General features: G+C 60.5%; 22 protein-coding genes. 6 read left to right on the plus strand and 16 right to left on the minus strand.

The features are described 5' to 3' along the window. From VSR82_RS14985 to VSR82_RS15015, 7 genes are all read right to left on the minus strand, one after another. Positions 1-321, minus strand: a complete 321-nt coding sequence (locus VSR82_RS14985) for a VirB3 family type IV secretion system protein (RefSeq protein WP_498857872.1) — start codon at positions 319-321, stop codon at positions 1-3. 17 nt (positions 322-338) lie between these two features. After that, positions 339-632 (minus strand): TrbC/VirB2 family protein, encoded by a 294-nt coding sequence (locus VSR82_RS14990; RefSeq protein ID WP_498857920.1) that lies wholly within the window; start codon positions 630-632, stop codon positions 339-341. A 97-nt stretch (positions 633-729) separates the two neighbouring features. Beyond that, positions 730-1,389 carry a lytic transglycosylase domain-containing protein gene (locus tag VSR82_RS14995; protein WP_498857873.1) on the minus strand — a complete coding sequence of 220 codons (660 nt, stop codon included), beginning with the start codon at positions 1,387-1,389 and terminating at the stop codon, positions 730-732. 17 nt (positions 1,390-1,406) lie between these two features. Beyond that, positions 1,407-1,982, minus strand: coding sequence for a hypothetical protein (locus VSR82_RS15000; RefSeq protein ID WP_498857874.1), 576 nt, complete (start codon positions 1,980-1,982; stop codon positions 1,407-1,409). 365 nt (positions 1,983-2,347) lie between these two features. Beyond that, positions 2,348-2,632, minus strand: coding sequence for a hypothetical protein (locus tag VSR82_RS15005; RefSeq protein WP_498857875.1), 285 nt, complete (start codon positions 2,630-2,632; stop codon positions 2,348-2,350). After that, positions 2,625-2,861 carry a helix-turn-helix transcriptional regulator gene (locus VSR82_RS15010; protein ID WP_498857876.1) on the minus strand — a complete coding sequence of 79 codons (237 nt, stop codon included), beginning with the start codon at positions 2,859-2,861 and terminating at the stop codon, positions 2,625-2,627. Before VSR82_RS15010 ends, VSR82_RS15005 begins: the two co-directional genes overlap by 8 nt. A 103-nt stretch (positions 2,862-2,964) precedes the next feature. Beyond that, on the minus strand, positions 2,965-3,363 hold the full coding sequence (locus VSR82_RS15015) for a hypothetical protein (RefSeq protein ID WP_498857877.1): 399 nt from the start codon (positions 3,361-3,363) through the stop codon (positions 2,965-2,967). Between the two features lie 523 nt (positions 3,364-3,886). On the opposite strand from VSR82_RS15015, the gene mnmH reads away from it, so the two are divergent. Continuing rightward, positions 3,887-4,945: a tRNA 2-selenouridine(34) synthase MnmH gene (mnmH, locus tag VSR82_RS15020; protein ID WP_498857878.1), complete on the plus strand. Its 1,059-nt coding sequence runs from the start codon at positions 3,887-3,889 to the stop codon at positions 4,943-4,945. Here mnmH and VSR82_RS15025 read toward each other — a convergent pair. The 5 genes from VSR82_RS15025 to VSR82_RS15045 all read right to left on the minus strand — a co-directional run bounded on the left by VSR82_RS15025 (position 4,928) and on the right by VSR82_RS15045 (position 13,919). Then, on the minus strand, positions 4,928-5,902 hold the full coding sequence (locus VSR82_RS15025; protein ID WP_498857879.1) for a fatty acid desaturase: 975 nt from the start codon (positions 5,900-5,902) through the stop codon (positions 4,928-4,930). The two genes, mnmH and VSR82_RS15025, sit on opposite strands and share 18 nt — an antisense overlap. Next, complete coding sequence (locus VSR82_RS15030) at positions 5,886-6,626, minus strand: helix-turn-helix transcriptional regulator (RefSeq protein ID WP_498857880.1); 741 nt, start codon at positions 6,624-6,626, stop codon at positions 5,886-5,888. Before VSR82_RS15030 ends, VSR82_RS15025 begins: the two co-directional genes overlap by 17 nt. Positions 6,627-7,775: 1,149 nt before the next feature. Then, a complete protein-coding gene (locus VSR82_RS15035) occupies positions 7,776-8,633 on the minus strand; it encodes an MBL fold metallo-hydrolase (protein WP_368582789.1) in 858 nt (285 codons plus the stop codon). 28 nt (positions 8,634-8,661) lie between these two features. After that, positions 8,662-12,951 (minus strand): nSTAND1 domain-containing NTPase, encoded by a 4,290-nt coding sequence (locus tag VSR82_RS15040; RefSeq protein ID WP_498857881.1) that lies wholly within the window; start codon positions 12,949-12,951, stop codon positions 8,662-8,664. Between the two features lie 107 nt (positions 12,952-13,058). After that, on the minus strand, positions 13,059-13,919 hold the full coding sequence (locus VSR82_RS15045) for a helix-turn-helix transcriptional regulator (protein WP_498857882.1): 861 nt from the start codon (positions 13,917-13,919) through the stop codon (positions 13,059-13,061). 102 nt (positions 13,920-14,021) lie between these two features. Between VSR82_RS15045 and VSR82_RS15050 the strand changes: the two genes are divergently transcribed. Beyond that, positions 14,022-14,849: an SDR family NAD(P)-dependent oxidoreductase gene (locus VSR82_RS15050; protein ID WP_429459839.1), complete on the plus strand. Its 828-nt coding sequence runs from the start codon at positions 14,022-14,024 to the stop codon at positions 14,847-14,849. Positions 14,850-14,896: 47 nt separating this feature from the next. Beyond that, a complete protein-coding gene (locus VSR82_RS15055; protein WP_498857883.1) occupies positions 14,897-15,670 on the plus strand; it encodes an SDR family oxidoreductase in 774 nt (257 codons plus the stop codon). Between the two features lie 9 nt (positions 15,671-15,679). Here the strand turns inward: VSR82_RS15055 and VSR82_RS15060 are convergent, their stop codons facing one another. Both VSR82_RS15060 and VSR82_RS15065 read right to left on the minus strand, forming a co-directional pair. Beyond that, positions 15,680-16,057: a cupin domain-containing protein gene (locus tag VSR82_RS15060; RefSeq protein WP_368582783.1), complete on the minus strand. Its 378-nt coding sequence runs from the start codon at positions 16,055-16,057 to the stop codon at positions 15,680-15,682. 83 nt (positions 16,058-16,140) lie between these two features. Beyond that, a complete protein-coding gene (locus tag VSR82_RS15065) occupies positions 16,141-16,983 on the minus strand; it encodes a helix-turn-helix domain-containing protein (protein WP_429459844.1) in 843 nt (280 codons plus the stop codon). Positions 16,984-17,441: 458 nt separating this feature from the next. Between VSR82_RS15065 and VSR82_RS15070 the strand changes: the two genes are divergently transcribed. Then, positions 17,442-20,246, plus strand: coding sequence for a bifunctional YncE family protein/alkaline phosphatase family protein (locus VSR82_RS15070; protein ID WP_498857884.1), 2,805 nt, complete (start codon positions 17,442-17,444; stop codon positions 20,244-20,246). 93 nt (positions 20,247-20,339) lie between these two features. Here the strand turns inward: VSR82_RS15070 and VSR82_RS15075 are convergent, their stop codons facing one another. Both VSR82_RS15075 and VSR82_RS15080 read right to left on the minus strand, forming a co-directional pair. Beyond that, positions 20,340-22,544 carry a TonB-dependent receptor gene (locus tag VSR82_RS15075; protein ID WP_429459848.1) on the minus strand — a complete coding sequence of 735 codons (2,205 nt, stop codon included), beginning with the start codon at positions 22,542-22,544 and terminating at the stop codon, positions 20,340-20,342. Between the two features lie 236 nt (positions 22,545-22,780). Continuing rightward, complete coding sequence (locus VSR82_RS15080; RefSeq protein ID WP_429459850.1) at positions 22,781-23,698, minus strand: LysR family transcriptional regulator; 918 nt, start codon at positions 23,696-23,698, stop codon at positions 22,781-22,783. A gap of 108 nt (positions 23,699-23,806) precedes the next feature. Between VSR82_RS15080 and VSR82_RS15085 the strand changes: the two genes are divergently transcribed. Next, positions 23,807-24,796 (plus strand): glutathione S-transferase family protein, encoded by a 990-nt coding sequence (locus tag VSR82_RS15085; RefSeq protein ID WP_368582777.1) that lies wholly within the window; start codon positions 23,807-23,809, stop codon positions 24,794-24,796. A 12-nt stretch (positions 24,797-24,808) separates the two neighbouring features. Further along, on the plus strand, positions 24,809-25,258 hold the full coding sequence (locus tag VSR82_RS15090; protein WP_498857885.1) for a VOC family protein: 450 nt from the start codon (positions 24,809-24,811) through the stop codon (positions 25,256-25,258). Positions 25,259-25,269 lie beyond the last annotated feature (11 nt).

The raw sequence follows: 25,269 nt of genomic DNA on the forward strand, positions 1-25,269 counted from the left end.
TCACGCCCTCCTCTTCAGGAGGACCGGTACGTAGGAATGCATGCCCCAGAAGCGGCGGTTGCCTTGGCGCAGCACCATGCGAGCGCGTAGCGAATACTGCGCGAGGCGCTGATCGTCATAGCGCGTGATCATGCGCATCGCGACGAACACGGGAATCATCAGGAACAGAATCGCAACACCCAACGGGGGGCTGGCGAGTAGTGCCCAGATGGCCGGGATCAGCATGCCACCGCCGATCACCAGAAACGACACGAGCGGCACGCCCCAGAGCATCGCGGGACGCGTGCAGCCTTTGAAGACGGGATCCTTCAGCGAGTGCATGGTTCGGCGCCCCTGGATCAACCTGCCGGAATCAACATGCTAGCGATAACGGTCGCGCAACCGACGAAGAGACCGCCGATAAAGACGTTCGCAATATCACCGAACCGGGCATGCTGGAACATCATCCGGAAGCCCGCCCAGATGATGGAGATCGAGCAGATCACACCACCCACGCCCAGCAACGTCGTCTGGATCGTGCTCAGCAGCGTATTGACCTGGGAAAGCTGTGCCCATGCCGGCGCCGCCAACATCAGGAACGAAGTGGCGATCGCGGTCTCCCACGCAGCCGTTCGGCCGGACAGCCATCGCATCGTCCACATGCCGAATTTTCGTGATTTACAAAGTATTCCTAAGTACATGACCGGCTCCTGTTCAATCGATCACTATCTGACTCTTCAGAACGACGGGTTAGAACACCACGGCACTGCTGTCCGGCTCATGCCGCTGATCCTTCGCGGGTGATGTGTCAGTCTCTCCATTGCGGGCGTGCCGCGATGGCTGTCGAATGACAGAGAGGGAGCGAGCTGGGCGAACCGGCGTCGCAGAGTCGACAGGCACGACCGGGAGGGGGAGGATCGCCGGTACGCCCGGCGGCAATGGCAACCGATCCGCCGCGTTGTCCACGACGCGCTGTACATACCCCGTCCGGTAGCCGGTCGAAAAATTGCCACTCACATAGCAGGACAGGCTCGCGCGTAGCGCGGTCTGCAAATCAGACTGGGAATCGGCGTCTGCATAGCCCTGCCGGTTCCGCGCCGCGACGAAGCAGCCTTGCAGGATCGCGGCGCCCGCCGCCAGGTTGCGGCACGGCTCGAAAGCGTTCCCGGCAGTCAGGCCATATGCCCGCCAGTTCGCGCGATTCACCTGCGCGAGTCCGACGCTGAAGTTCCAGCTCGTCGCCTCCAGCGCGCGCACCGTTGCCATCGCTTCGGCGGCATTCGATGGCTGCCGCAGTAGCCGGCCATGCACCACGCCGATCGCATAGGGATTGAATCCGGACTCAGTGTGCACGATCGCGGCCATCGTGACCGGCGCGATCTGCGGCGCGCATTGCTGCGCGAGTGCCATAAAGTCGAGAGACATGATCAGTTTCCCCCGCCGAAGCGATCCCACTGCTCGTCGACGCGCTGCAGGAAGAGCGCCGCGGACCGTGTAGGGTCATAAGGCGCTTGCGTACTGCCTGCCCCATAGAATTCAGTGATCGTTGGTCCCTGTCCGCCGACGTCCCACCAGACGCGCGTATAGAGCTGGCCGTCAATCGTGACGTTGATGGCACCGGTTGCGCGACACAGCAGTTCGCTCTGCTCCGGACCGCCCCAAACCAGCAGATCTTCGCGACAATAACCGCCGCTCGCGAACTTGCTGGTGGCAGACGTACCGTGCGCCCCGCCCGCACCGAAATCACAGGTCGGAAATGGGTCGCCGTGCCGTAGCGCGCGCCATAGCTTCTCGATCGGCGGCACGCATTCGCCATACTGCTCGGGGCCGCCGGGGTTCGACAGGCAGAGCATGACCTGGCAGCCCCAGTCGTCCGCATGTGCCACGCCCGGCGCGAAAAACGAGGTGCCGGCGAGCAGTGCCAGCGCAAGCGACCAGCGCCGCGCAATACCTCGCATCGTGCGCAGTTCACAACACCAGAGAACGAAACGATCCATCTTCATGATCCACCTTCCATCGATTCAATCCGTTGCGCACCGATGTACCGGAACGGATGTGTGCGGAAAAAGAAACCCGCGAGGCCGGGGAGGCACGCCGCGAGTTCAAGGGGGATCAGCAGAAAAAAAGCCTGCGACCATGAGGTTCACAGGCTTGGCTCGCATTGCGACCACTACGCCCACACACATACGTCGGGACATCGGGGCCGCTGGCGCGTACTCGGTCGCGCATTTGCGCGTCGACCGGAAACAGGTTGTTGACTGCACTCTAGGTGTGATTTTGCGGTGAGGCAAGTGTCAAAATTCCCCGGTATTTCCGTTCTAACGTCCGTCAGTTTCCGGGGGTATCCGGCAAATTCCGGAAATATCTTTTACGGCCGTTTGGTCTCCAGCAGTCGGGCGAGCGCGTGCTCGGCGGCAGCGAGCTCCAGCTCGTAACGACTGCGCGGATGGCGCGGAATCCTGAGGCGGCGACAGGCCACTTCGCGACCGGCGTGCCACAGGAACACCACACGAAGCAGTTCCCTGTGACGAGGATCGAGACATCGCCAAGCTGCCTCGATCCTGGCTGCGTCGATCGGATCGTAGGCGCCACGTGGCGCATTGGCCCAGTTATCGAGACGGAACTCCAGGGACGCACGGGATGGATCAATCATCATCGTGCTCCCCGTCGGATGAACTGGCCGCGCGATAGCCGGCCGGATCGACCAGGAATAGTTCGATATCCGACGCTCGCCATCCGACCATTCGGCCGCCCAGCGATAAGGGCCTCGGGAACGTTCCGTCCTTGATGCGCTGATAGATGGTGGAACGGGACAGGCCAACGACCTGCTCGACCTGCTTGCGGCGCAGGATCGCGCCTGCCACACGTATCGAATCCGACATGACTTCCGTCCTCCTGGCTTTGTGCGGATCAGCCCGGCACAGATCCGATTCAAGCAACAGGAAGCACAGACGGGGAAGTCCGTCTTACCGTCAGGACACTCCGTCAGGAGCGCGACCTCGGGTATCGCCTGCCCGTCTCCTTCAGCCAGTCAGGTCGGATTGCTGACGCATAGGTCTGCGCGCTTCGAGACGCCTCGCCGTCGGGTTGAGCTTTCAGATTCAACCGTTCGTCGATGGCCCGCGCTACGACGGACGACTTGGGCGGATTGTTCTCGTCATAGTCGGACCAGAAAATCTGCATGACATCAAACATTCCGGAAAGAATCTCGGTAATAAACGGCAGCCGAACGGTGATCCCGTAAGAATGCTCCGACTGCTCCTCGCAGGCGCATTGCAACGCCCTCCATGACGGGGCCATCGCACGCAACGACTCGAGCTCCTGCTCCTGTCGCTCTTCTATCGCATGATGCACGGCCACCGTACGAAGCAACGCCTTTCCCATATCGCACAGTTGTCGCTCCTTCCCTCTCAATTGCTCCGTTAGGCGGCGAACGTCAGCCTCGGCCTGGTCGACGCGCCTCTGCAGTGAATTTGGAGCAAGCGCTACGGTGCTATCGTCGCGTGCTCCTGCTGGCTGACATGGGTTCTCTGAGTGATCCATGATCGTCCTCATCGCCTGCAGCGTTCTGCCGCATCAGTTCCCCGTTACTTGCCACAAATCAAACCGGACGGCGACATCGATCGTCCGGCCGATCCAAATGTGCAGCACGGTCCCTTAGCGTTGACCTGCAATTCCCGCACTTCCCTCATTCGATTACTACAGCGCCCCGTTGGGGCGGCGTATCCTGAAGTCAGACATGACACTCTGACGGCCGGTAGTAGTAGAACGGTCGTACGAGCCGGCCTGGCAGCACCTGTTGTCGGACGCAGCGCGGCAAGAAAAAGTCTAGTTCGCTGGCTGAGGGATCGGGACCATACCAAACTACATTGACTTTTAACCGTCAATGTGATAACTGAGGCAAAACATGTACGACGTGGATGCTTTGAAGAAGTTTGACCTGGTGATTGATGCGAGGAGCCCGCGTGAGTTCGCCGAAGACCATTTGCCAGGCGCGATAAACCTGCCCGTTGTATTCGATGATGAGTACGCCGAAGTCGGTACTACGCATCGAACCGATCCTATGCGCGCGTATCAGATCGGCGTCGCCTATTCTTTAAAAAACATTGCGCGTCACCTCGAGCTTCCGTATTTTCGGCCAAGTCGAAAAATGTCAATTCTGGTTTATTGCTTCCGGGGTGGGAAACGAAGCAAGCTTTGGGCAGACACGTTAGAAACAATTGGCTACAAGGTCGAACGGCTCCCGAAGGGTTGGAAAGGATATCGGAGCTGGGTTCGTGAAACTCTTGAAGAGATCCCTACCCGCTTGCAGTTCAATGTGCTTTCCGGTCCCACAGGATGCGGGAAGACGCGTTTGTTGATTGCTTTGAGAGAGTCTGGTGCACAGATCATCGACCTCGAAGCTCTCGCCTCGCACCGAGGATCGATCATTGGGGCAATTCCCGGACGACAACAACCCACTCAGAAGCTATTCGACAGCATGTTGCTTGCCGAGCTTTATCGGCTGGACTCTTCGAAACGCGTCTGGATTGAAGGTGAGAGCAAACGTATTGGGCAGGTCCAATTGCCTACTGCGCTGTTCGATCGAATGCATGAGGGACGTTTGTTTTCAGTCAAAACGCCAATGCACGAGCGAATCGAAATGTGGCGTCGCGAGTATCCCCACTTTGAAAAAGACCCCGAGGGTCTAGTCGCCCGCCTAAGCTATCTAAAAGCCCTTATAAGCGGCGTAACCCTACAAAAATGGGTGTCGCTAGCTGAGCGACATGACATCGTCGCCTTGTTCGAGAGCATCATGCTCGATTATTATGATCCTGCATACTCGCGCTCCACGAAAAAAAACTACTCGCGTAGCGGCTGTCCTATAGAGGTCGAACTTGAGACATTAGATTCATCATATCTTGCTACGGTCGCAAAGCGTTTGATTTCTGAGAGCGAGACGCCGACGTCATTGACGCGTGAGTAAGATCTTTGCGCGTCGATCCATTAGGTAGTACCAAGCCGGCGGAAACAGCGCTAACCAAAGCATCTGAAAGTAGCCTGCGGGCATAGCGACGCCTTGCGAACTGAGATTCAAATATCTCACTTCACTTTCGCGATGGTGAGCGTTGTGAAATCCGTTATTGACAAGCAGACAGTTCGACAGCCAGAAGTCGACGTCCCAAGCTGTTATCGCGGGATGGGAGGAATCCGCGGCGATACCGTAATGCTGTATATACCCCACTGTTTCGACAACAAAGATGCTAACAATGGAATAGCCAATATAGAAGATTGCAACCCGACCTTGCAGAACCGCTGCTATGACCAATAGAGAGGAGGAGAAAATTAGATTTCTAAACAAACTCAACGGTACCTTCCCATCACGATATGACTGCGGAGAGAGTGAAGAGGTAAAGGCAGCCGTGTAGGATCTACCGGCATGGCGCCACGCCGACGTTCCCAACTGCGCCGCCGAACCGAACTTCGGATTTCCCACGTGTTGATGATGTAGTTGATGTGCGAATCGATAGTGCGGATAGCCGGCGACGGCGAATGCGATGTCACTTGTCTCCCTCCAGAATCTATTCGGTCGATGCGCAAGTTCATGAAGGTGCGCCATCGCGGTCGCGCTGAGTAATCCGCAAGCTGTCGCAAGTCCGATCAACTCTATCCAAGACGACATGCTTGCGCGCCATGCGCCGACTCCCATCGCGACCATCCACGCGACCGCGAACCAACACGGCACCTGATCCTCAATTTTTTTATCGAAGACTTTCCCCGCTCCCGGAGCACCACGACCTATCGCCGCGTCCAGCATAGGAACAAGAAGAAGGACGATCATCGCGAACACCCACGGTTGTTCGATAAGGAACAGACCAGCCGCGGCTATCGGCAAAGTTAGTGATAACCAAAATGCGCTATACGAGTTACGCCAGAAGGTCATTTACCTGAGCGAACTTAACCGCTTCCGAAATATGAGAAACCCCAATCTTGTCTTTTATCTTTTTAAAATTTCCGTAGACCGTCTGAATAGAAACATCTAATTCGCGAGCAATATCTTCAGCAGTAAATCCCATCTTCAAGTAGCCCATTACACGAAGATCCATTTCGGTAATTCCATGCGCCTCAACTAGCTCGCGCTTTGAGACTCGATTGAACCAATCCAGTAGCTCCAAGGCGAGCGCCCTGAAGTACAACCGATGTGCAGCGAGCTTTTTTTCCCCGATTTCCTGGCTATCGTCGGAACCGATGTACAGAACGCCCAGACGGTCTGAAACGCTCGTGTGGACGGGAACGACCATTCCACTTCTGAAGCCATGTTCACTCGCGGCTGCAAGCATTTCACACTGGCCTTGCGTCTCAAGCGCAATCTCCGAACCTGTGATTGGGGCAGTGTTGCTTCGCGCGTACTCCAAAAATGGATCGGTCATATACCACTTATTGGTGTTGTACATCTGGCACCATTCGGGGCTGCAGCCGATCAAAAAACGATGCGTAGGACGGGCCGCCGTCGACACTCCGGGGTAAATGGCGACGAAGACGTACGAGTCTCCGCCCAGTGCGCTGACTATGGCCTTCACGTAATCGGCCAATTCGCAATCGCCGCTGGCGGTGATGAGCCTTTCAAAAAGGACGCTTAGGTCGGGGGGCGTCAGTTGGGTGGCCATCTCTTCCCGATCTCTCCAGCTATCCGAGCGTGCGACTTTCTAGAAGTTGACGCCGAACCTCGTAATACAACGGGGCGAGTTCTTTCGAATAGTTATCTGCAACGGCGAATCGTTGGACATCGTACGGAACCGTTATGGGAAGCACCTGGACGAATGTCGATTGATCTCTTTCAATCAGTCGTCGCTCCAGAACGAACCCCGGGGGAGCCCTAAAAAGACTGAGCACAACCCGCTCTCCGCCGATAAGGAGCCCGCGCTCAAAAATAAGGCTCTTCATCATCGACTCCGTCACGGAGATTGCGATGACCACAGGAGGAGCAGGCAATCCCTTCAGCATCGATTTCTGACGTACTAGAGATAAAGTCCTCGGACCCACACGCATCACACTCCACGATCAAACCGTTAAACACGGCGCCGCAGCACTGACAAGTGAGGCGGTGAACCTCACCTGCGGCGAGGATTTCCCAGCAGTCTTCCATCGGAACACTGCATTTGGGACAGAGAAAACCCAGTTCGCATGTAGCGCTTGCCATGACTGAAAGCCACCCGAAAGAAAAAGCCGCATGAAACATTACTTCCAGCTTAGTTTGCTCGGTTTCATCTGCCCAATAGCGGGAGCCAATAATGTATCGACTCCTCATAATGCGAATTTCTCGAACGATGGGGTGGTCTGGCTTAATGGTTGCTTGAACGGGTGCGGACGACTCAGCAACACCTGATTGTGATCAATTGGGGGCGACTCGCAGTTTGTACGAGGCGCAATGCCGCAGGAGCGAGCCGCCAAAAGGCCGTCTTAGCTCACTGGTTCGCTTTTCGGAGAATCTAGGGTAGCGTCGGCCCGAGCGAATATTGGTCCCACGAGAGCCCCAACGCGCCGCTAACGTCCAAGTTTTTTGCGTATACAGGTACGTATACCGCTGTTATTTGAATCATTTTTCTTGTTATTTTTCAATTGGTTATGCGTTTAATTCGAGTCTTCTCCTGGCACCACAAGTTGTTCCGGCGTAAGCCGATGTAGTTCGAGAAACCCCGTAAGATCAAAGTCTTACGGGGTTTTTTGTTTTTCACGGCTGGTCTGCGCGGAGCGCGAGACCACACTCTCAGCCCTACCTGCGTTGCGGCACTTCTCGCCACGAAAGCCCGTCAACCTCAATCCTTCCGCATGCGAACAACCAACGCGAGCAAGCGGGTGCGCATTTCCTCGGCCGGCAAGTGCGTGGGCCAGCCGTGACCAGGAAGCAACCAGTCGAAGCGATACGCGGCTAGCTTGCCAAGCGATTCGGTGAGCTCAGACCATGAATACCAGCACGCGTCCCTGAACGCGACGAGGTCCCGCGCGCGCGGGCTCCATGCAAGCGAATCACCCGCGAACAACACACTGTCGTCGAGCAGGTACACGACGCTCCCGCGCGTGTGCCCGGGCACAGGAATCGCGCGCACGCCGGCGGCTATATCCGTCGCCGATGCATCGTCGAGCAAGTCCGTTGCGTAAGGCGCAGCCGACATGTCTTCCCGGTGAATCCAGACGCGCGCGCCGAAATGACGGGCGTATTTATCCGCGTCCGCGACGTCGTCACGATGCGACAGAAGGATATGCGCGATACCACCGTTGTCGTCGAACCATTTCACGAGTTCCGCCGCGTAGCGCGGTGAGTCGATCAGCAGATTGCCGTCCGGGCGCCTCGCAAAGTAAGAGTGCGCGCCAAACGACGACCGCGCGTTAAATCCGCAGCGCCACACCGCCGACGTGATCGGCTGTGGAAAGATCACGGCACCCGGACGAGGCTGCTTCGTTTCACTCCGTACCGAGGCCGTAGGACACACGAGCACCGCGCGCCAGGCGTCGACGTGCTCTTCGGGCGTAACCGGCTGCCGCAAGAAGACACTCTTGTCGTTTCGTTCGACGATCAGCCCCGGCGCGACGTGACGCGATGCACCGCAATTGATGCACGCTGTGTCGATGTACCACTCGCCTGGGACGGAATCGGCGTTGCGTGTCGGCTTCATTCGATGCTCCTGTCGTCCGGTCGGCAAATCAGGATCCACATACGTTTTCGCCCTGGCGCCCGCGCACGGGAGAAAGGGCGGCTCCATCACCGGTTGTGAGCAAGTTTGCTCCCACAAGCCTTTCCTTGCACACCGCCATCGCCAAACTCCGCCCTCGATTTTGCATAAGCCAAGGGATCGGCCACACCCGCGCGGTCTGATCCGCGGACGCGGTCACCACCCGCTCGCCATCCGGGCTGAAGGCGGCGGAGCTCACGGCTCCGTGATGCCCGGTGAGTTGCGCGATCACCTGGCCAGTCGCCACGTCCCACACTCGCGCGGTCCCATCCGCGGACGCGGTCACTACCCGCTGGCCGTCCGGGCTGAAGGCGGCGGAACCCACCGCCCCCTGATGCCCGCTGAACTGGCCGATCTGTTTGCCCGTCGCCGCGTCCCACACTCGCGCGGTCCCATCCGCGGACGCGGTCAGCACGCGCCGGCCGTCCGGGCTGAAGACGGCGGAAAAAACCGTCCCGCGATGCCCGCTGAGCACCAGGATCTGTTTGCCCGTGGCCGCGTCCCACACCCGCGCGGTCCCATCCCAGGACGCAGTCACCACCCGCTGGCCGTCCGGACTATAGGCGACGGAATCTGCCGGCTCCTGATGCCCGCTGAGCACCAGGATCTGTTTGCCCGTGGCCGCGTCCCACACCCGCGCGGTCCCATCCGCGGACGCGGTCACCACCCGCCGGCCGTCCGGGCTGAAGACGACGGAAAAAACTGCCCCGTGATGCCCGCTGAGCTGGGCGATCTGTCTGCCCGCGGCCGCATCCCACATCCACGCGGTCTGATCCGCGGACGCGGTCACTATCCGCTGGCCGTCAGGGCTGAACGCAGCGGAGTCTACCCAACCCTGATGCCCGCTGAGCAGCGCAATCTGCTTGCCCGTGGCGACGTCCCACACCCGCGCGGTCCTATCACGGGACGCAGTCACCACACGCTGACCGTCCGGACTGAAGGCGGCGAAAACAACCGGCTCCTGATGCCCGCTGAGCAGCAAGATCCCCTTGCCCGCGTCCCACGCGCGCGCGGTCCTGTCACGCGATGCAGTCAACACCCGCTGACCGTCCTGGCTGAACACGGCGACGTTTACCGGCCCCTGGTGTCCGATCAGCTGCACGATCGTCTGTCCGGTCGCCGCATCCCACACCCGCGCGGTCTTGTCATCGGAGGCGGTCACCACGCGCAGGCCGTCCGGGCTGAAGACGGCGGAGCTTATCGGTCCCTGATGTCCGTTGAACTGCGTGATCGCGTGGCCGGTCGCCGCATCCCACACTCGCGCGGTTTTGTCATCGGACGCAGTCGCCACGCGCCGGCCGTCCGGGCTGAAGGCCGCGGAGAAAACCGGTCCCTGATGCCCTGTGAGCTGCGCGATCACGTGACCGGTCGCGGCATCCCATACCCGCGCGGTCTTGTCATCGGACGCGGTCACCACGCGCCGGCCATCCGGGCTGAAGGCCGCTGAGCTCACCAGGTCCCGATGCCCGCTGAGCTGCGCGATCACGTGACCGGTCGCTGCATCCCACACCCGCGCGGTCCTGTCCGCGGACGCGGTCACCACGCGCCGGCCGTCCGGGCTGAAGACCGCGGAGAAAACCGGCCCCTGATGCCCGTTGAGCTGCACGATCTGTTTGCCCGTAGCTGCGTCCCAAACCCGCGCGGTCCTGTCCGCGGACGCGGTCACCACGCGCCGGCCGTCCGGGCCGAAGGCGGCGGAATAAACCAGGTCCCGATGCCCGCGGAGCTGCGCGATCTGTTTGCCCGTCGCCGCGTCCCAGACCCGCGCGGTCCTGTCCGCGGACGCGGTCACCACGCGCCGGCCGTCCGGGCCGAAGACGGCGGAATAAATCAGACCCTGATGTCCGCTGAGTTGCACGATCTGTTTGCCGGTAGCCGCGTCCCACACCCGCGCGGTCCCATCCCAGGACGCGGTCACCACCCGCTTGCCTTCGGGGCTGAACGCGGCGGAATCGACCGCATCCTGATGCCCACCGAGCACCGCAATTTGCATCGATGCCTGCGCGCCGCGCATGAGCTCCAGCTCCGCGTCAACCGATCCCGGCGAAAGCCAACTCTTGCGCATCGCCAGTATCGCGAAGCGCATTGCGCGATCGTAAATTCCCGCGTCGTTCGCCATCGTCGCGGCCGACACCAGCACAACAGAAGTCTGGCGCGCGACCGTCCGGGTCTGGTGAATGATCCACCCTGCTGTCGCAATCAGAATGAACGCGATTACGCCCATCAGTACCTGGATGACTCGCTGCGTAGACGCTGTCCGTGTGTGAGCGATCCGCTGCAACTGCGACTCGCGCTCCGCGCGTGCGCCCTCCTCGCGCCCGCGACAAGCCCGCAAATAGGAAAGGCCATCCGCGCCCAGCATTCGTTCGAAGTCCGACCGCTGCAGGATGGCTTCCGCGCTCGCCAGCCGCTCGCCGGCGTGGGCTAGCCAGGCCGTCCCCTGCCCGTTCTTTTGCCACTCCTGCGCCGCTCGCTGCACGGTGTCGACTGTATTGAGCGCATCTGCGTCCGCGTCGAGCCAGGTGGTAAGGACAGGCCACTGCCGTAACAGCGCCTCGTGCGCGATTTCAACGATGGTGATTTCCTCATCGCCAGCTTCGGCCTTGCGTCGGTCTTCCAATAGCAATCGATACCGGATGAGACGCTTCAGCACGGCATGGGCGGACTCGGGAAGCTCATCCCAGCGTGCCACACGGCGCTTGCGCTGTTGCGTCAGCGGTTCGACGTGCGCGAGCCATGGGATCAAGCCATCGCGCAGTAGACGCTCGCGCTCAGCCTTATCTGCTGGAACAGCAGGCGCCCGTCCGGGATCGGCAAATGCCGATTCGACCGCGGCCTCGATGGAACCGCGCATACCCCCTATCGCCTGATAGTCGGCCAGGCTGAAGCTTCCTGTGGCGCCATAGTCGGTAAATAGCCGCTCGAGCGAAAAGGCCAGCAAGGGCAATGCGTCTGTCCCTTCAGTATCGTGAAGAAGCCGCTCGATCAGCGCTGGCTGGATCGTCAGCTCACGCCCGGCGGCGGTAGCCCGCGCGGCAGGACCCTCGATCACCGCCTTGAATTCCGCGCGCTCGAATGGAGGGAGGCTGAAGACGCGCGGTGGTATGCCGCGCAGCGTTGGCGCGCTCTGCAATGGCTCGTAAGCGTCTGTGCGGATCGCCACGACCGCAAGCGCACGCTGCCGTTTGCCGATCGCCTGAATCGCCCCGTTTTCCGCCGTCGCGAGCGTCCTCGCAAGCAAGGACAGGAAGTGCGAAGACTGCTCTTCGCCTTCTGCGCTGAACAATTCCTCGCCCTGGTCGATACAGATCAGAACGGTCGGCGCCACGGCATCTGATCCGAGCCGCGAGCAGTGCAGCGTTTGAAGCTGGCCAAGCAGTTTCTCAAATCCATCAGGAGTCTGAACTGCCTGGCGGATCTCGGCGCGCGTCCTGGGTGCAGCGAGTTCCTGAAAGGCGAGCTCGATACTGACGACTAGTCCCGTGGCACCGGTAAGAACAGCGCACTCTGGCCGGATCACAGGCAGCGGCAAAAAGTTTCGGTCATCGCACTTCAGACGCGGCCACAGGCCCGCCCGCAGGAAGGACGACTTGCCCGCTCCGGACGCGCCGAGGATCACCAACATCCGCTCGCCCCCCTGCTCACGGACGCTGCGTAGCGTATCGAGCCCGCGCAAGACCGCCGTGTCCCGGCCAAAGAACACGGCCGCATCCTCGGCCTCCAGCGCTCTCAGTCCTGGATAAGGGGGCCGCTTGGCATCGTTAGCCGGCGGCCACGGAAAGCCCGACGGGGAGGACCCGGCCTGTCGCAGCCCAAACTCGAGCCGGGCAAGCCCCGCTTTGGCGAAAGAGACTTCAGTTGCCGGAACAAGCGGCTCATGCGAGACCCGGAAGCTCTGGCGTTGAGTCCCAGTGGCGAGATCACAGAGCCGCCATCGCACCGTCAACTCTTTCGGCAAGGCGTCGAGCGGCATCGCCTCGACGAGCACACCGAAGATTGTCTTGCCCAGAAACCTGGCAAGGGTTAACTGGGCCAGGCACGAGCGAGAGTCGCACCACGCGGGCGAAATCAGAAACAGCACGGCCTCGCAGCGGTCGGCCGCAGACTTGAGCGCCTCCTGCCAGCGTTCGTCATGAACCAAATCCTCGACCGGCTCGAGGTCAACGAAGTAGTCATCCCAGCCGTTATCGGCAAGCCAGTGTCCGACCGCGAGCGCGAGAGCGTTATTTGCGCTGGCGTGGCTGATGAAGATCCTGGGCATCGCGCTGCGAACTTCAGTCTCTCAGTTGACTGCACTCGGAAAGAACACCATCCACCTCATTTGCTTGAGTCTGGCATCCCGCGCGCTGAATTGATTGCGTCAATGCTTTACAGTTCGCGCCTGGCGGACACGATGAGAGCGTCCAGCTTGTCCGCGGTCCTGCATTCATCAAGCGGCGTGTAGACGGTGAGCTTGCGATCGGAGCCGTCCAGCAGCGCGAAACTGGTGTATTCGAAGACCATCAGGCCTTTGCGCGGATGCCTGATGCGCTTGATGTTCGATAACGGATTGAGCACCTCATGCCTGCGCCACCACGCATTGAATTCGTCGCTCCTGTGTCGCAGCGTCGATATCAGCCGTTCAAAATCAGGATCACCCACATAGCGTGCACTGTCGTTGCGGAACATCGCTAGCGACGCACGCGCCACGTCCTCCCAGTCAACGAGCAAACGGCGATGCCGCGCATTCGCGAAGACCATGAACATCAGATTGCGCTCATCCACCGAAAGCTGACCGTAGTCACCGAACACCAAGGTGGCGGCCCGATTCCAGCCCAGGATATCCCAGCGACGGCCAGTGACGTAAGCGGGCTGGCCTGACAGACTGGCGAGCATCCGTTGCACCGGCTCTTCGAGCTTTTCTGGATTCGTCGACTGGAGTTCCGGCGACGGACGATCGCTCAGTACGAACAGATGCCGCCGCTCAACGGCGTCCAGCCGCAACGCATTCGCGATTGCGATCAGCACCTCTTCGGACGCGCGGACGTCGCGCCCCTGTTCGAGCCAGGTGTACCACGTGATGCCGACGTCCGCGAGCATCGCGACTTCTTCGCGGCGCAGCCCCGGCGTGCGTCGTCGAAACCCGTCAGGCAATCCGACCGCGGCTGGACTCAGGTGCTCGCGCCGCGACCTCAGAAATGCACCCAGCTCGCAACGGCGCCGTTCGGCGGCGACGGTTCTGACGTTCATCGTCATCGTGGTAGCTCCCTATACCAGTATCGATCCAGCACTGTTTGTCGCGCGGCAAAGCGCACAGGATGAAGACCAAACCAACTTTCAGTCTATTCAATCATGAACATGACGAACAAGCTTGTGCTGGTTACCGGCTCGACCGACGGACTCGGACGCTGCGTCGCGAAGCGACTCGCAGCCCAGGGCGCGCATGTGCTCATTCACGGGCGAAATATGGAAAGGGGCGAACACGTCGTTCGCGAGATAGCGGATGCGGGAGGCAAAGCTACTTTTTATCCGGCTGATTTGTCTACGTTCGCGGAAGTTAGATCGCTGGCGAGCGCGATCGGACGCGCGCACGATCGACTCGACCTGCTCATCAACAACGCCGGCATCGACACCGGTCCGCGTGGCTCGACCCGGCTAGTCACGGCGGATGGAATCGAATTGCGGTTTGCCGTGAACTACCTCGCGGGCTTTGCCCTGACCAGGCTTCTGCTGCCTCTTTTGCTGAAGGGCTCGAGATCGCGGATTGTCAATGTCGCTTCCGTGGGACAACGCCCGATCGATTTCGACGACGTGATGTTGAGCCGCGGCTATAGCGGTACCGCGGCCTACTGCCAGAGCAAGCTCGCGCAAATCATGTTCACCTTCGATCTGGCCGACGAACTGGCGCAGACCAGCGTGACGGCAAATTGTCTGCATCCGGCCACATTCATGGATACAACCATGGTGAGGAATGGCGGAATCACACCGCTCAGCACGGTCGCGGAAGGCGCCGACGCGGTTCTTCATCTTGCGGCGACAACCGCAATGGAAGGCCGTACCGGCCTCTATTTCGACGGCACGAGGCTCGCCAGAGCTCATCCCGACGCCTACGACCCCACGCTTCGCAAGCGACTGCGTCAGCTCAGCTTTCAGTTGACGGACCCGTCGCTGGCACATTGACACATCGAATTTCGATGTCGGCCCCGCCTGGGTTCCGGATACCCGGCATGTTTCAAAGAGCGGAAACTTCAACCATGTCACAACATGTCTTCATTGTCGGCGGCTCCTCCGGCATTGGCTTCGCGACAGCTAGCCGGCTATTGGATCGGAGATACACGGTTACGATTGCAGGGAGAGATTCCGCGAAACTGGCCAAAGCGAAGGCAGCATTGCACGGCGCTGCAAATACGGTGAGATTCGATGCATCCGATGCATCGACCATCGCCGGCACGTTTGCCGAGATTGGCGCAATCGATCACCTGGTTCTCGCGCTCGGCAGTGGCAAGGGTGGCGGCCCGTTTTCAGCCGTCAGTCTCGATGCGGTGCGTATGGGATTCGATGAGAAAGTGTTTCCTCATTTCGCGTGTGCCCAGGCGGCGTTTGCGTCGATTGCGAAAACCGGAAGTATCACTTTTCTCTCTGCCGTGTCGGCACACTCGGCCATACCCGGAACAGCGGGCCTCGGCGCAGCGAACGCGGCGATTGCCGCGATCGTGCCGATCCTGGCGGCAGAGCTACGCCCGTTGCGGATTAACGCGGTTTCGCCTGGCGTCATTGATACGCCGTGGTGGGACTTCCTGCCGGAGAAAGACAAGCAATCCGCTTTTGCCGGTTATGCGGCGAGAACGCCAGTAGGACGAATTGGCCAGCCAGACGACGTCGCCATGGCGATCGAATTTCTGATTTCGAACTCCTTCATGACTGGGCAAACCATCATATGCGACGGCGGAATTGGTCTGGATGCGACTGGCCAGACCGTACCGCTGACCGATCCTCGCTGACGATCTGCATCAGGCGTCACCGGTGGGAACGATTCCCGCCGCCTCGACCATCAGGATCACCGTTTTCTCAGGCGCTCGAGGGCGATGCAGCAGGCCTTTTTGCACGACAAACGCCTGTCCCTGGCCTAGATCGACGACCCGATCCTCAAGGTCTATCAGGAAACGTCCGCTAACAACATAAAAGAATTCGTCCTCCGCGTCATGTTTGTGCCAATGATATTCGCCCTGCACGACACCCAGCCGGACTACCGACTGGTTCACCTGACACAGCGTCTGGTTGTACCAGGGATGGCCGTTTGCCGCCACGAGGGCAGGCACGTCGATGACTTCGCCGAAGGAGTAGAGAACGTTAAGGCGGGTCAGATATGGAAAGGGATCGGTGCTCACATCAGTCTCCATGAACGTTAGTTCGTGTCGAAGATGCGAGCCACTGTAGGCCTTGCCAGTTCTGTTGGTCTTGTACCGGACCGTCAATCTTTGGTACAGGAGCGATCTTCGAGCAACTGCGCGCGGTACGCGCCCGGTGTCAGCCCCATCCTGCGCCGAAACACGCGCGTAAAGTGGCTTTGATCGGCGAAACCGGCGGCCTGAGCAATCGCTTTGAGCGAATGGCGTCCACTGGTCAATCGAGCGCACGCGAAATCGAGCCGAAGCTGGCGCACGTAGTCTCCGACGGTACAGCCATAGTGCTTGCGGAATTCCCGCGCGAGGTGGTCGGCGGAAACATGGCTATCCGAAGCGATTTCGTCCAACGTCAATGCCTCACGAAAACGATCGTGCAGTAGTGCTTCCACGCGAGCGAGCCATCGACGCGAACCGCCAACCGTCGCCGCGCGCGGGGCGGCCCGCTCGCATGCTGCAAGAAGTTCGAGTACCAACCCTTCGACTGCCAGCGACGTAGCCGAATCCTGCTCATGGCACTCGCGGACCAGACGGCGCATGAACGACAGCGGAGCTCCGCTGGCAAAGTCATCCGGGCGATCGAGGACTTGGGTCCGACCACCAAGCCGCGCTAGCCACGAGGACGAGAATTCGACATGGAGCGCCTTGCCGCCGGCCCCGTACCAGCAATTTGCGTGCGGTACGCCTGCGGGGAAAAGCGTCAGTGACATCGGCCCGTCTTCGCCACGGCGTGACGGCCAGGATCGTGTACCGCAGCCGTCCAGCACGAAACAGAAAAACGGATTCACATGTTCGTGCTGCGGAATGATGAGATCCGTTGCGAATTGGGTCTCCACGACCGAGATACCATCATCCCTGTATTGCAGGGTGGTAGTGCCGAAGTAGTCGCCCGGCTCAAGTACCCGAAGCATGGGACTGCTCCCAAAGAGACGTTCCAGTCGATATTACACACCTGTTGGGCCCTGCGAGTCACCTCTTGCCACGACGTTTACGACGAGCACTTTATATCAGGAATATTTTTACGTTTAAATTACGATTACATATCGATCGAGAGATAATTTTTGTAAAAATTTATTCGGAATGCACATGGTTCAGACATGTCATTCCACTGACATTCGAAACTGACTAAATGTTGCGGTGCTGAAAGCTCCAGCGCGGCACCGTTTCAATGCTTCCCGCCTGGACGAATCGCTCGCACATATCCTCGACCAGAGGCAACCCACCAGACAAATGATTCCATTCCAATCCAATTTGGCTATTTTGTTTTGATTATCTGGAGAGAAACAAAATGCATCGAAATCTCATTCAATCTGGATTTGCATTAGGACTATTGACAAGCTGCATTGCATTTGCGGCGCCGCAGGGCGACATGGAGCTTCTGCCGACTGGGCAATTCATTTCTCCGCGAGCCATACCAGGTGCCGTGCAGCAGTTGCTCAACCCGCAGCTTTCGGCCAAGCCGACCCAGATCGTCAGCGGTGCGATCAAGTCGCAACTCAGCCCGGACGGCAACACACTGGCCGTGATTACGGCGGGCTATAACACCGTCTACACGGGTGCCAGCAACAGCACGCTGGACAAGACTGACTCGACCCAGTACATCTTCATCTACGACGTGTCGGGCGCCAACAAGGCCGCCCCGAAGCTCGTGCAGGCCATCCACCAGAACAATGCGTTCGATGGCCTCGCATGGAATGGCAACCAGACCCTGTACGGCACCGGTGGCGCGGACGACGCGGTTTATGTCTATAGCCGCCCGTCGGCTCTTCCGTCGGCCCAATGGTCACAAACCGCAGCCATCGCCCTGAACCACAGCAAGGGTGTCGGGTCGGGCGTGAAGCCGAACGCCGGTGGTCTCGCTCTCTCCGGCAATGGCAGGATTCTCGTCGTTGCCAACAACTACAACGACTCGATCACCATCATCGACACGACATCGAACACCGTCATGTCGGAATACGATCTGCGCCCGTTCAATACGTCGGGCACGCAGGGCGTTGCCGGCGGCGAATACCCGTGGGCCGTTGCGCTGAAATCCGACGACACGGCGTTCATCTCGTCGGTGCGCGACCGTGAAGTCGTGGTGCTCAACCTGTCGAACCCGGCCGCGCCGCAATTCATCACTCGCATTCCGGTGAAAGGCAATGCGTACGGAATGACCCTCTCGCCGGATCAGTCCAAGCTCTACGTCGCCGTGGCGAATACCGACCAGGTCGCGGTCATCGATACGGCCAGCCACCGGGTCGAGAAGACGATCGACATCGCTAGCCAGTCCGGCGACGGCAATGATGAGGGCAGCGGCAGCAACAGGAAGTACAGCGGCCGTGACACGGTCAACGTAACCGTATCGCGCGACGGGCGAACCCTGTATGCGGTCAACAACGGCGACAACTCGATCGCCGTGATCTCGCTCGATGGCAACGAGGGCTACCACGTCACCGGCCTGATCCCGACCGCGTATGCGCCCAAGGACGTCACGCTGAGCGCCGACGGCTCGCAGATGTACATCATCAACGGCAAGTCGAACACCGGCCCGAACCCGCTCTACACGTCGGGCACAACGGCCCAGTACCAGTTCGGTCTCGAACAGAGCAGCCTCGTGAGCGCACCGGTCCCGAGGGGCGACGTGCTTGCGCGGCTGACCAGCCAGGTCGATGAGAACAACCACTATTCGGTCAGAGAATCGCAAAGCGATCGCCAGACGATGAATTTCCTGCACGATCACATCAAGCACGTGATCTATGTCGTCAAGGAAAACCGGACGTTCGACCAGATTCTCGGCGACCTCGGCAACGGCTCGAACGGGGATCCGTCGCTGACGATGTATGGCAAGGCCACCACGCCGAACTTCCACAATATCGCTAGCAATTTCGCCACGATCGACAACTTCGCCGATCCGGGCGACGGCTCGATGGATGGCTGGTCGTGGGTGCAGCACGCGCACGTCACGCCGACCGAGGAAGTGTCGCAGCAGGAAAACTACGCTGGCGTGAGCCGCGGCATGTCGTATGAATCCGAAGGCGCCAATCGCGGTCTGCCGGTTGGCCTCGCCACCACCGCGATGCGCGACGGTGCCTCCGGCGGGGCCTACAGCACGGTTACGTCGTCGCTGCCGGGCGGCACTGCCAACGCGCTGCCGGGTATCGCCGATATTTCGGTCCCGGATGCGCCGTTCGGCTACCAGAAGGCGAGCATCTATGACGCGGTGCTGCAAGCGGGCGGTACGGTCCGCAACTACGGCGGCATGGTCAACAACAGCGGCTCGATCGGCACGATCGCGAGCCCCCTCCTCAACCCGTTTGCTGCCGGCAACATTCAGGCGTACCCGCTCAAGCCGTCGCTCGTCACGCTGACGGACCCGTACTACCGCGGCTTCGACCAGGCCTATCCGGACACCTTCCGCGAACTCGAATGGAACCGCGAGTTCCAGCAGTACGTCGCGAACGGCCGTCTGCCGTCGTTTGAATTCGTCCGCATGGGTTCCGATCACACCGGCAGCTATGCGCAGAACGTCGGTCAGATGGGGACGGCTGAACAGGAGCAAGCGGACAACGACTTCGCGGTGGGCAAGCTGATCGAGACGGTCGCACACAGCCCGTACGCGAAAAGCACACTGATCGTGGTGGTCGAGGACGACTCGCAGGCCGGTTCGGATCACGTCGACTCGCACCGCGCGCCGGCCTACGTCGTTGGCGCATACGTGAAGAAGAACGCCGTTGTCAGCACCGCGTACAGCCAGGTGAACGCGATCCGTACCATGGAAGACGTGCTCGGCACCCAGCACATCAATCTGAACACCGCATATGCGCAACCGATGGCCGACGTCTTCGACACTGGCTCGGACGGTTCGTGGACCTACACTGCCGTCGCGTCGACGATCCTGAGGGGTACGAACGTGGGCAACGTTGCCACCGGCCCGGCATCCGCCGGCAACGACGGCAATCAGTACGCACAGGGTCCGGACATTCATCCGCTGCATGACGCGACTTACTGGGCAAGCGTGACGAAGGGCTTCGATTTCTCCAAGGAGGATCGTGTTCCGCCGGAACTCTTCAACCGCGTGCTGTGGACCGGCGTGATGGGCGACAAGCCGTATCCGGCGCCGCATTCGATCTACACGAAGATGTCTGCTGAAGGGACGAAGACGGTCGCCGCTGCCGACGACGATGACGATTGATCGAGGGTTCGCATCGCCCGTCGCGCTGCACACGCAGTAGCTGCCATCGCCGGGGGGCTGTCCAGATGGACAGCCGCCCGCTGTCGTCCACGATCAGAAGTCCGCGTGCAGGCGAACGTACGCGGCTAACGGCGAGCCGAGATAGGCACCGACCACATTGGTGGCGATGAAGTAGCGCTGGTTGGTGACGTTGTCGATGTTCAGATCGGCTCCCCAGTGACGCTCCGCGTAACCGAACTGCAGGTTCGCGATCACGGAGGCCGGTGCCCAGTCGTAGCCGTTGGCAAAGCCGTTCGTCATCCGGCTCATGTAGTCGATGCCGGCACCAGCATGAAAACCTGTCTTGCCGAAGAGGCTGAAGCGGTATGTCGTCCACAGGTTCGCCATAAAGGCCGGCACGCCCTGCGGGGCGGTCCCGACCGCACCGGGAGTGTCCGGACTATAGGTGATGTGCGCCTGCTGTCCGGTAAAGTTCGCGTACACGTGCCAGTTCGACGTGAGATCCGCGTCGAACGAAGCCTCGCCGCCGCGCGTGCGCTGCGAATCGAACGCGAGTTGGTCTTCACCGAACGGGGTCGCCACGTGTTCCCGCTTTACGTCGAACAGCGCGGTGTTGAGCACGTAGCGCCCGTCGTAGAACGACCACTTTATGCCCAGCTCGTATTGCAGCGCTGATTCCGGTGGGCCGATGGAAAAAGCCGTGTTTTCGGAGTTGAAGTTCGCGAGATAGCTGCGCGATACGCCGAAGTACGGCGTCATCCACGGCGTCAGCTTGTACAACATCCCGGCGCTCCAACTGGTCGGGGCATCGTTGCGCGTATACGTGTTGCCGGGAACCAGCGTGATGCCGTCGTTGGCCGTACGATTCGGCTCGCCGGGGACCGGGTTCAGGGTCAGCGACGTACCGAACCAGTCCTTGCGCACGCCTGCGCGGATTTTGAACCTGTCCGTCACGTCCACCTGATCGGTCGCATAAAGGCTGTAGAAGTTCGCGCTCACATGATCGTTCTGGCACGAGTGAGACGGCGCGCACTGGAAGTGCAGGCTTGCGATGGATGTTTCCAGCGGCACCGGCGCGAAGATGTCGCTTATGCCCGGAAGGTCTGCTGTCGTCTTCGCGCTGTTGAGATCCTGGTTCAGGTATTCGAAGCCTGTCAGCAGCGTATGGCGGATGCTGCCGGTCGAGAATTTCCAGACTGGTTCGAACTGGTAGTCGAACGTGTTGAGCGAATCGTCCTGATCGCGCAACTGGCGGCCGACGAATGCGTTGCCCTTGACCTTCGCGTGCGTGCTGTCGCCGTTGCTGTAGAAGTCCAGCGTGTGGTGCATGTATGACAGGCGATTATTGATCGTCAGGTAATCGCTGATGCGCCACTCGTCCGTCAGCGTGGCACGGACGTAGTTGCCGTGCGCGTTCGCGAAGGGCGTCGAATATTTGGCGTTGAACGGGACATTGCGAATCGGCGCACCCTTGTAGTAGATGATCCCGTATGAGTCGGGCGTTGCCATGTACTCCTGCGCGTCGATCGAGAATTCAACCTTGTGGTCGCCGATTTTCCATTGCAGATCGGGCCGGATTTCCCTGTTCCACGATGCCAGGTCGCGGTAGCCGTCCGAGCGGCCGGCGCTGGCGTCGACACGATAGTTCAGTCCGTCGATGCCGGTTGGACCGGTGACGTAGCCACTCGCGTTGACCGTACCGAAAGAGCCGGCCTGGATATCGCCGCCCCAATGGAACTGCGCGGACGGCGTGTAGTGGATCAGGTTGATCGAGCCGCCCGGAGGACCGCTGCCGAGCAGCGCCGAGCCCGGACCTTTGAGCACCTCGATGCGCTCGACGCCCAGCAGCGAATGCATTGGGCCGTTGACCTGGTCGCCGTCCGAAAAACCGTCGTCATAGGTCTGCGCCTGCAGGCCTCGGATCATGAAGTGGTCGGTGAAGCCCTTCGAATCGGTACCGCCGTAGTTCACTCCGGACACGTTGCCTTTGCGGATCGCATCCTGCAACGACATGGCGCCTTGTTCGTCGAGAATGCCGCGCGGAACGACCTCCACGCTCATCGGCAGGTCGCCGAGCGGAGTGCCGGTCTTGCTGACGCCCACGATCTGTTCCGGGTCGTCCACGTTATCGGGAGCGGCCGCTGGTCTCGTCGCATTGACAACGATGGGTCCCAGAGTGACCGGTGCCTCGGTCTGCTGAGTGGCCGCGGGTTCAGTCTGTTGCGCATTCGCCCCGGTGGCGAGCGACAACGTTGCAGCGGAGACGGCGATGGCGATTCGGGATGGCGATGTTCTCATTGACTCCATTCCAATGCAGCGCATTGCATCGGCTTCATGCCGTGGCAAATGAATTCCGAGTGTTCCTGCCCTTCGACCCGCGAAATTTATCGTTTGCGCGTGTCACAGACATGAACGGTCACACGGACAACGAATGCGGAATCGTTGTCGTGTCATCGCGACGCTATCGCTTTCTATCGAGGGGTGACCTACGCGACCTCGCATGGGAAAGCTGCCCATGCAGCTATGCGGATCGCTTATGCAAACAGATCCAGTCCGTTCACCAATCGTTTGGCCAGACGCGGTTGACGCAATTGCTCCAACCACCATTGAAGCGCTCGGCCTTCGTGGTCGCCGCGCCAGGCAACGTAGAGCACGTTGGGTTCACGGGGATCGGCCGTGCCTTTCTCGACGAGTTCGCCTCGCTTGAGCAGCGCCGCAATCCTGCGTCTCGGCAGCCAGCCGACCCCGAGCCCGTCACGCTGAGCCAGAATCTTCGCGCGCATGCTGGGAACGGCCAGCGAAGCCTGGCCGCCAACCACGCCATAGGCGCGGCCCGGCATCATTCTCGACGAATCGGCCACGACGACGGCACGATGGGCCGCGATATCTTCGCGCCTGAGCGGACCTTTGGCCGCTGCCAGCGGATGACGCGGCGCGACCGCGAACACCCACTCCATCACACCCAGCTCGAACCACCGTAGGCCGGGGATCGCCGGGGGTTCGTTCGTCGCCCCGACAACCAGGTCGCCTCGACCTTCGCGCAGCGCCTCCCAGGTGCCGCCGAGCACTTCATGGGTGACCCGGAGTTTTACCCCCGACTGCAACGCGTCGAATGCGCGGACGACTGGCATCACAAGCTCGAACTCGATGATCTCGTCGGTCACGATCCATAACCGGTCCTCCCAGCCGCTCGCGATCTGCCGAACCCGCTGAGTCATGCGAGCCACGTCCTGCATGAGCCGGCCCGCCTCCTCCGCCAGCGCATGCCCAGCCGGAGTAAGCTGCAACCGGTAGCGCCGGCGATCGAACAACAATGCGTCGAAGCGGCTCTCGAGCTGGCGCGCGGCATGCGACACAGTTGACGGCGCCTTGCCCAGTTGCGCGGCCGCGCGCGACAGGCTCCCGGTTTCCCGAATCGCTTCCAGCAATGCAAGCTCTTCCGCCGACAACATGTTCCACTCCGTCGAACGTGTTCATCGGGACGATCGTACGGCAATACCATCCTGATGGTCCATCATGCTGTAACCAACCTGAACGTCTCGCGAACAAGGAGCAACGACATGGGCCTGCTGGTCAATGGTGAATGGCAAGACCGCTGGTACGACACGGCGTCGACGGGCGGTCGCTTTGTCCGTAAGGACGCCGCGTTTCGCAACTGGCTGAGCGCCGACGGCTCGCCGGGGCCCAGCGGGCGTGGCGGCTTTCGCGCTGAAGCTGGCAGATACCACCTGTACGTGAGCCTCGCCTGCCCGTGGGCACATCGCGCGCTGATCGTGCGGGCGCTCAAGGGCTTGAACGAGATGGTCAGTGTGTCGGTGGTCCACTGGCTGATGCTCGAGCGCGGATGGACCTTTGCCGAGGGGCCCGGCACCGTGCCCGATACCGTCAACGGCGCAAGCTTGCTGCATCAGGTCTACACCGCCGCCGACCCGCACTACACCGGACGCGTCACCGTGCCCGTGCTGTGGGACAAACAGCAGAAGACGATCGTCAATAACGAATCGTCGGAAATCATTCGTATGTTGAACTCGGCCTTCGACGCTCTGGGCGCCACGCCTGGCGATTACTATCCGGCGCCATTGCGACGCGAGATCGACGAAATCAACGGCCGTGTGTACGACACGTTGAACAACGGCGTCTACAAGTCCGGCTTCGCAACAACGCAAAGCGCGTACGAGGAAGCCGTCAAGCCGCTGTTCGAAACGCTAGCGTGGCTCGAGGAGCGGCTCTCGACACAACGCTTTCTGACTGGCGACACCTTCACCGAAGCGGACATCCGTCTCTTCACGACGTTGATACGCTTCGACGCCGTTTATGTCGGTCACTTCAAATGCAACCTGCATCGGATCGCCGACTACCCCAACCTTTCCGCCTATACGCGCGATATCTATCAGATGCCGGGCGTCGCGGAAACGGTCAATTTCGAGCACATCAAACGGCACTATTACGAAAGCCATCGTGGGATCAACCCCACGGGCATCGTGCCGCTTGGACCGGTGCTCGACTTCTCCACCCCGCACGATCGCGCGCGCTTCGCGCGTGCAAAGTAGGAAACCTCGGTCATGTACAAGGCTCATCTGATGCTGCCTCCGGTTCGCGGTCTGCGACTCAATAACGTCGCGCTCGCCGTGAGCAACCTGAGCGCGATGGTCGCGTGGTACGAATCCCGGCTCGGTTTCGTCGTGACCGGGCGCGGCCGTTTCGACGCGGGAGGCGCGGACTACGCAATCCTCGAGGCTGCCGGTTTGCGCATTGAACTGGTGGCACGCGCAAGCGCGGTGCAACGTCCGGTGGACCGCACGACCCCGCCGGATCATCTTGCGGTGCTTGGCCTCAAGGCGATGGTGTTCGAAACCGACGACCTGGAGGCGACCACGGCCTTGCTGGAGGAGCATCGGGTGGACATGGTGTGGGCAGACCAGCCGTTGAGCGCCGAGCGGCGCTCAACCATGCTGCGCGATCCGGAGGGAAACCTGATTCACATCTTCGGCCCGCTGTTGGACCGCACTTGAGAGCGCATCAG

The sequence above is a fragment of the Burkholderia sp. JPY481 genome, assembly GCF_038900515.1.
GTDB lineage: Bacteria > Pseudomonadota > Gammaproteobacteria > Burkholderiales > Burkholderiaceae > Paraburkholderia > Paraburkholderia youngii.

Excerpts from the sequence above, each read along its gene's own strand:
- VSR82_RS14985 (WP_498857872.1), bottom strand. The coding sequence starts at position 321 with ATGCACTCGCTGAAGGATCCCGTCTTCAAAGGCTGCACGCGTCCCGCG.
- VSR82_RS15010 (WP_498857876.1), bottom strand. The coding sequence starts at position 2,861 with ATGTCGGATTCGATACGTGTGGCAGGCGCGATCCTGCGCCGCAAGCAG.
- VSR82_RS15000 (WP_498857874.1), bottom strand. The coding sequence starts at position 1,982 with ATGAAGATGGATCGTTTCGTTCTCTGGTGTTGTGAACTGCGCACGATG.
- VSR82_RS15065 (WP_429459844.1), bottom strand. The coding sequence starts at position 16,983 with ATGCTTCGGGTACTTGAGCCGGGCGACTACTTCGGCACTACCACCCTG.
- VSR82_RS15035 (WP_368582789.1), bottom strand. The coding sequence starts at position 8,633 with ATGAAGCCGACACGCAACGCCGATTCCGTCCCAGGCGAGTGGTACATC.
- mnmH (WP_498857878.1), top strand. The coding sequence starts at position 3,887 with ATGTACGACGTGGATGCTTTGAAGAAGTTTGACCTGGTGATTGATGCG.
- VSR82_RS15070 (WP_498857884.1), top strand. The coding sequence starts at position 17,442 with ATGGAGCTTCTGCCGACTGGGCAATTCATTTCTCCGCGAGCCATACCA.
- VSR82_RS15015 (WP_498857877.1), bottom strand. The coding sequence starts at position 3,363 with ATGGGAAAGGCGTTGCTTCGTACGGTGGCCGTGCATCATGCGATAGAA.
- VSR82_RS15050 (WP_429459839.1), top strand. The coding sequence starts at position 14,022 with ATGAACATGACGAACAAGCTTGTGCTGGTTACCGGCTCGACCGACGGA.
- VSR82_RS15030 (WP_498857880.1), bottom strand. The coding sequence starts at position 6,626 with ATGGCCACCCAACTGACGCCCCCCGACCTAAGCGTCCTTTTTGAAAGG.
- VSR82_RS14995 (WP_498857873.1), bottom strand. The coding sequence starts at position 1,389 with ATGGCACTCGCGCAGCAATGCGCGCCGCAGATCGCGCCGGTCACGATG.
- VSR82_RS15075 (WP_429459848.1), bottom strand. The coding sequence starts at position 22,544 with ATGAGAACATCGCCATCCCGAATCGCCATCGCCGTCTCCGCTGCAACG.
- VSR82_RS14990 (WP_498857920.1), bottom strand. The coding sequence starts at position 632 with ATGCGATGGCTGTCCGGCCGAACGGCTGCGTGGGAGACCGCGATCGCC.
- VSR82_RS15055 (WP_498857883.1), top strand. The coding sequence starts at position 14,897 with ATGTTTCAAAGAGCGGAAACTTCAACCATGTCACAACATGTCTTCATT.
- VSR82_RS15045 (WP_498857882.1), bottom strand. The coding sequence starts at position 13,919 with ATGAACGTCAGAACCGTCGCCGCCGAACGGCGCCGTTGCGAGCTGGGT.
- VSR82_RS15040 (WP_498857881.1), bottom strand. The coding sequence starts at position 12,951 with ATGCCCAGGATCTTCATCAGCCACGCCAGCGCAAATAACGCTCTCGCG.
- VSR82_RS15005 (WP_498857875.1), bottom strand. The coding sequence starts at position 2,632 with ATGATTGATCCATCCCGTGCGTCCCTGGAGTTCCGTCTCGATAACTGG.
- VSR82_RS15085 (WP_368582777.1), top strand. The coding sequence starts at position 23,807 with ATGGGCCTGCTGGTCAATGGTGAATGGCAAGACCGCTGGTACGACACG.
- VSR82_RS15090 (WP_498857885.1), top strand. The coding sequence starts at position 24,809 with ATGTACAAGGCTCATCTGATGCTGCCTCCGGTTCGCGGTCTGCGACTC.
- VSR82_RS15080 (WP_429459850.1), bottom strand. The coding sequence starts at position 23,698 with ATGTTGTCGGCGGAAGAGCTTGCATTGCTGGAAGCGATTCGGGAAACC.
- VSR82_RS15025 (WP_498857879.1), bottom strand. The coding sequence starts at position 5,902 with ATGACCTTCTGGCGTAACTCGTATAGCGCATTTTGGTTATCACTAACT.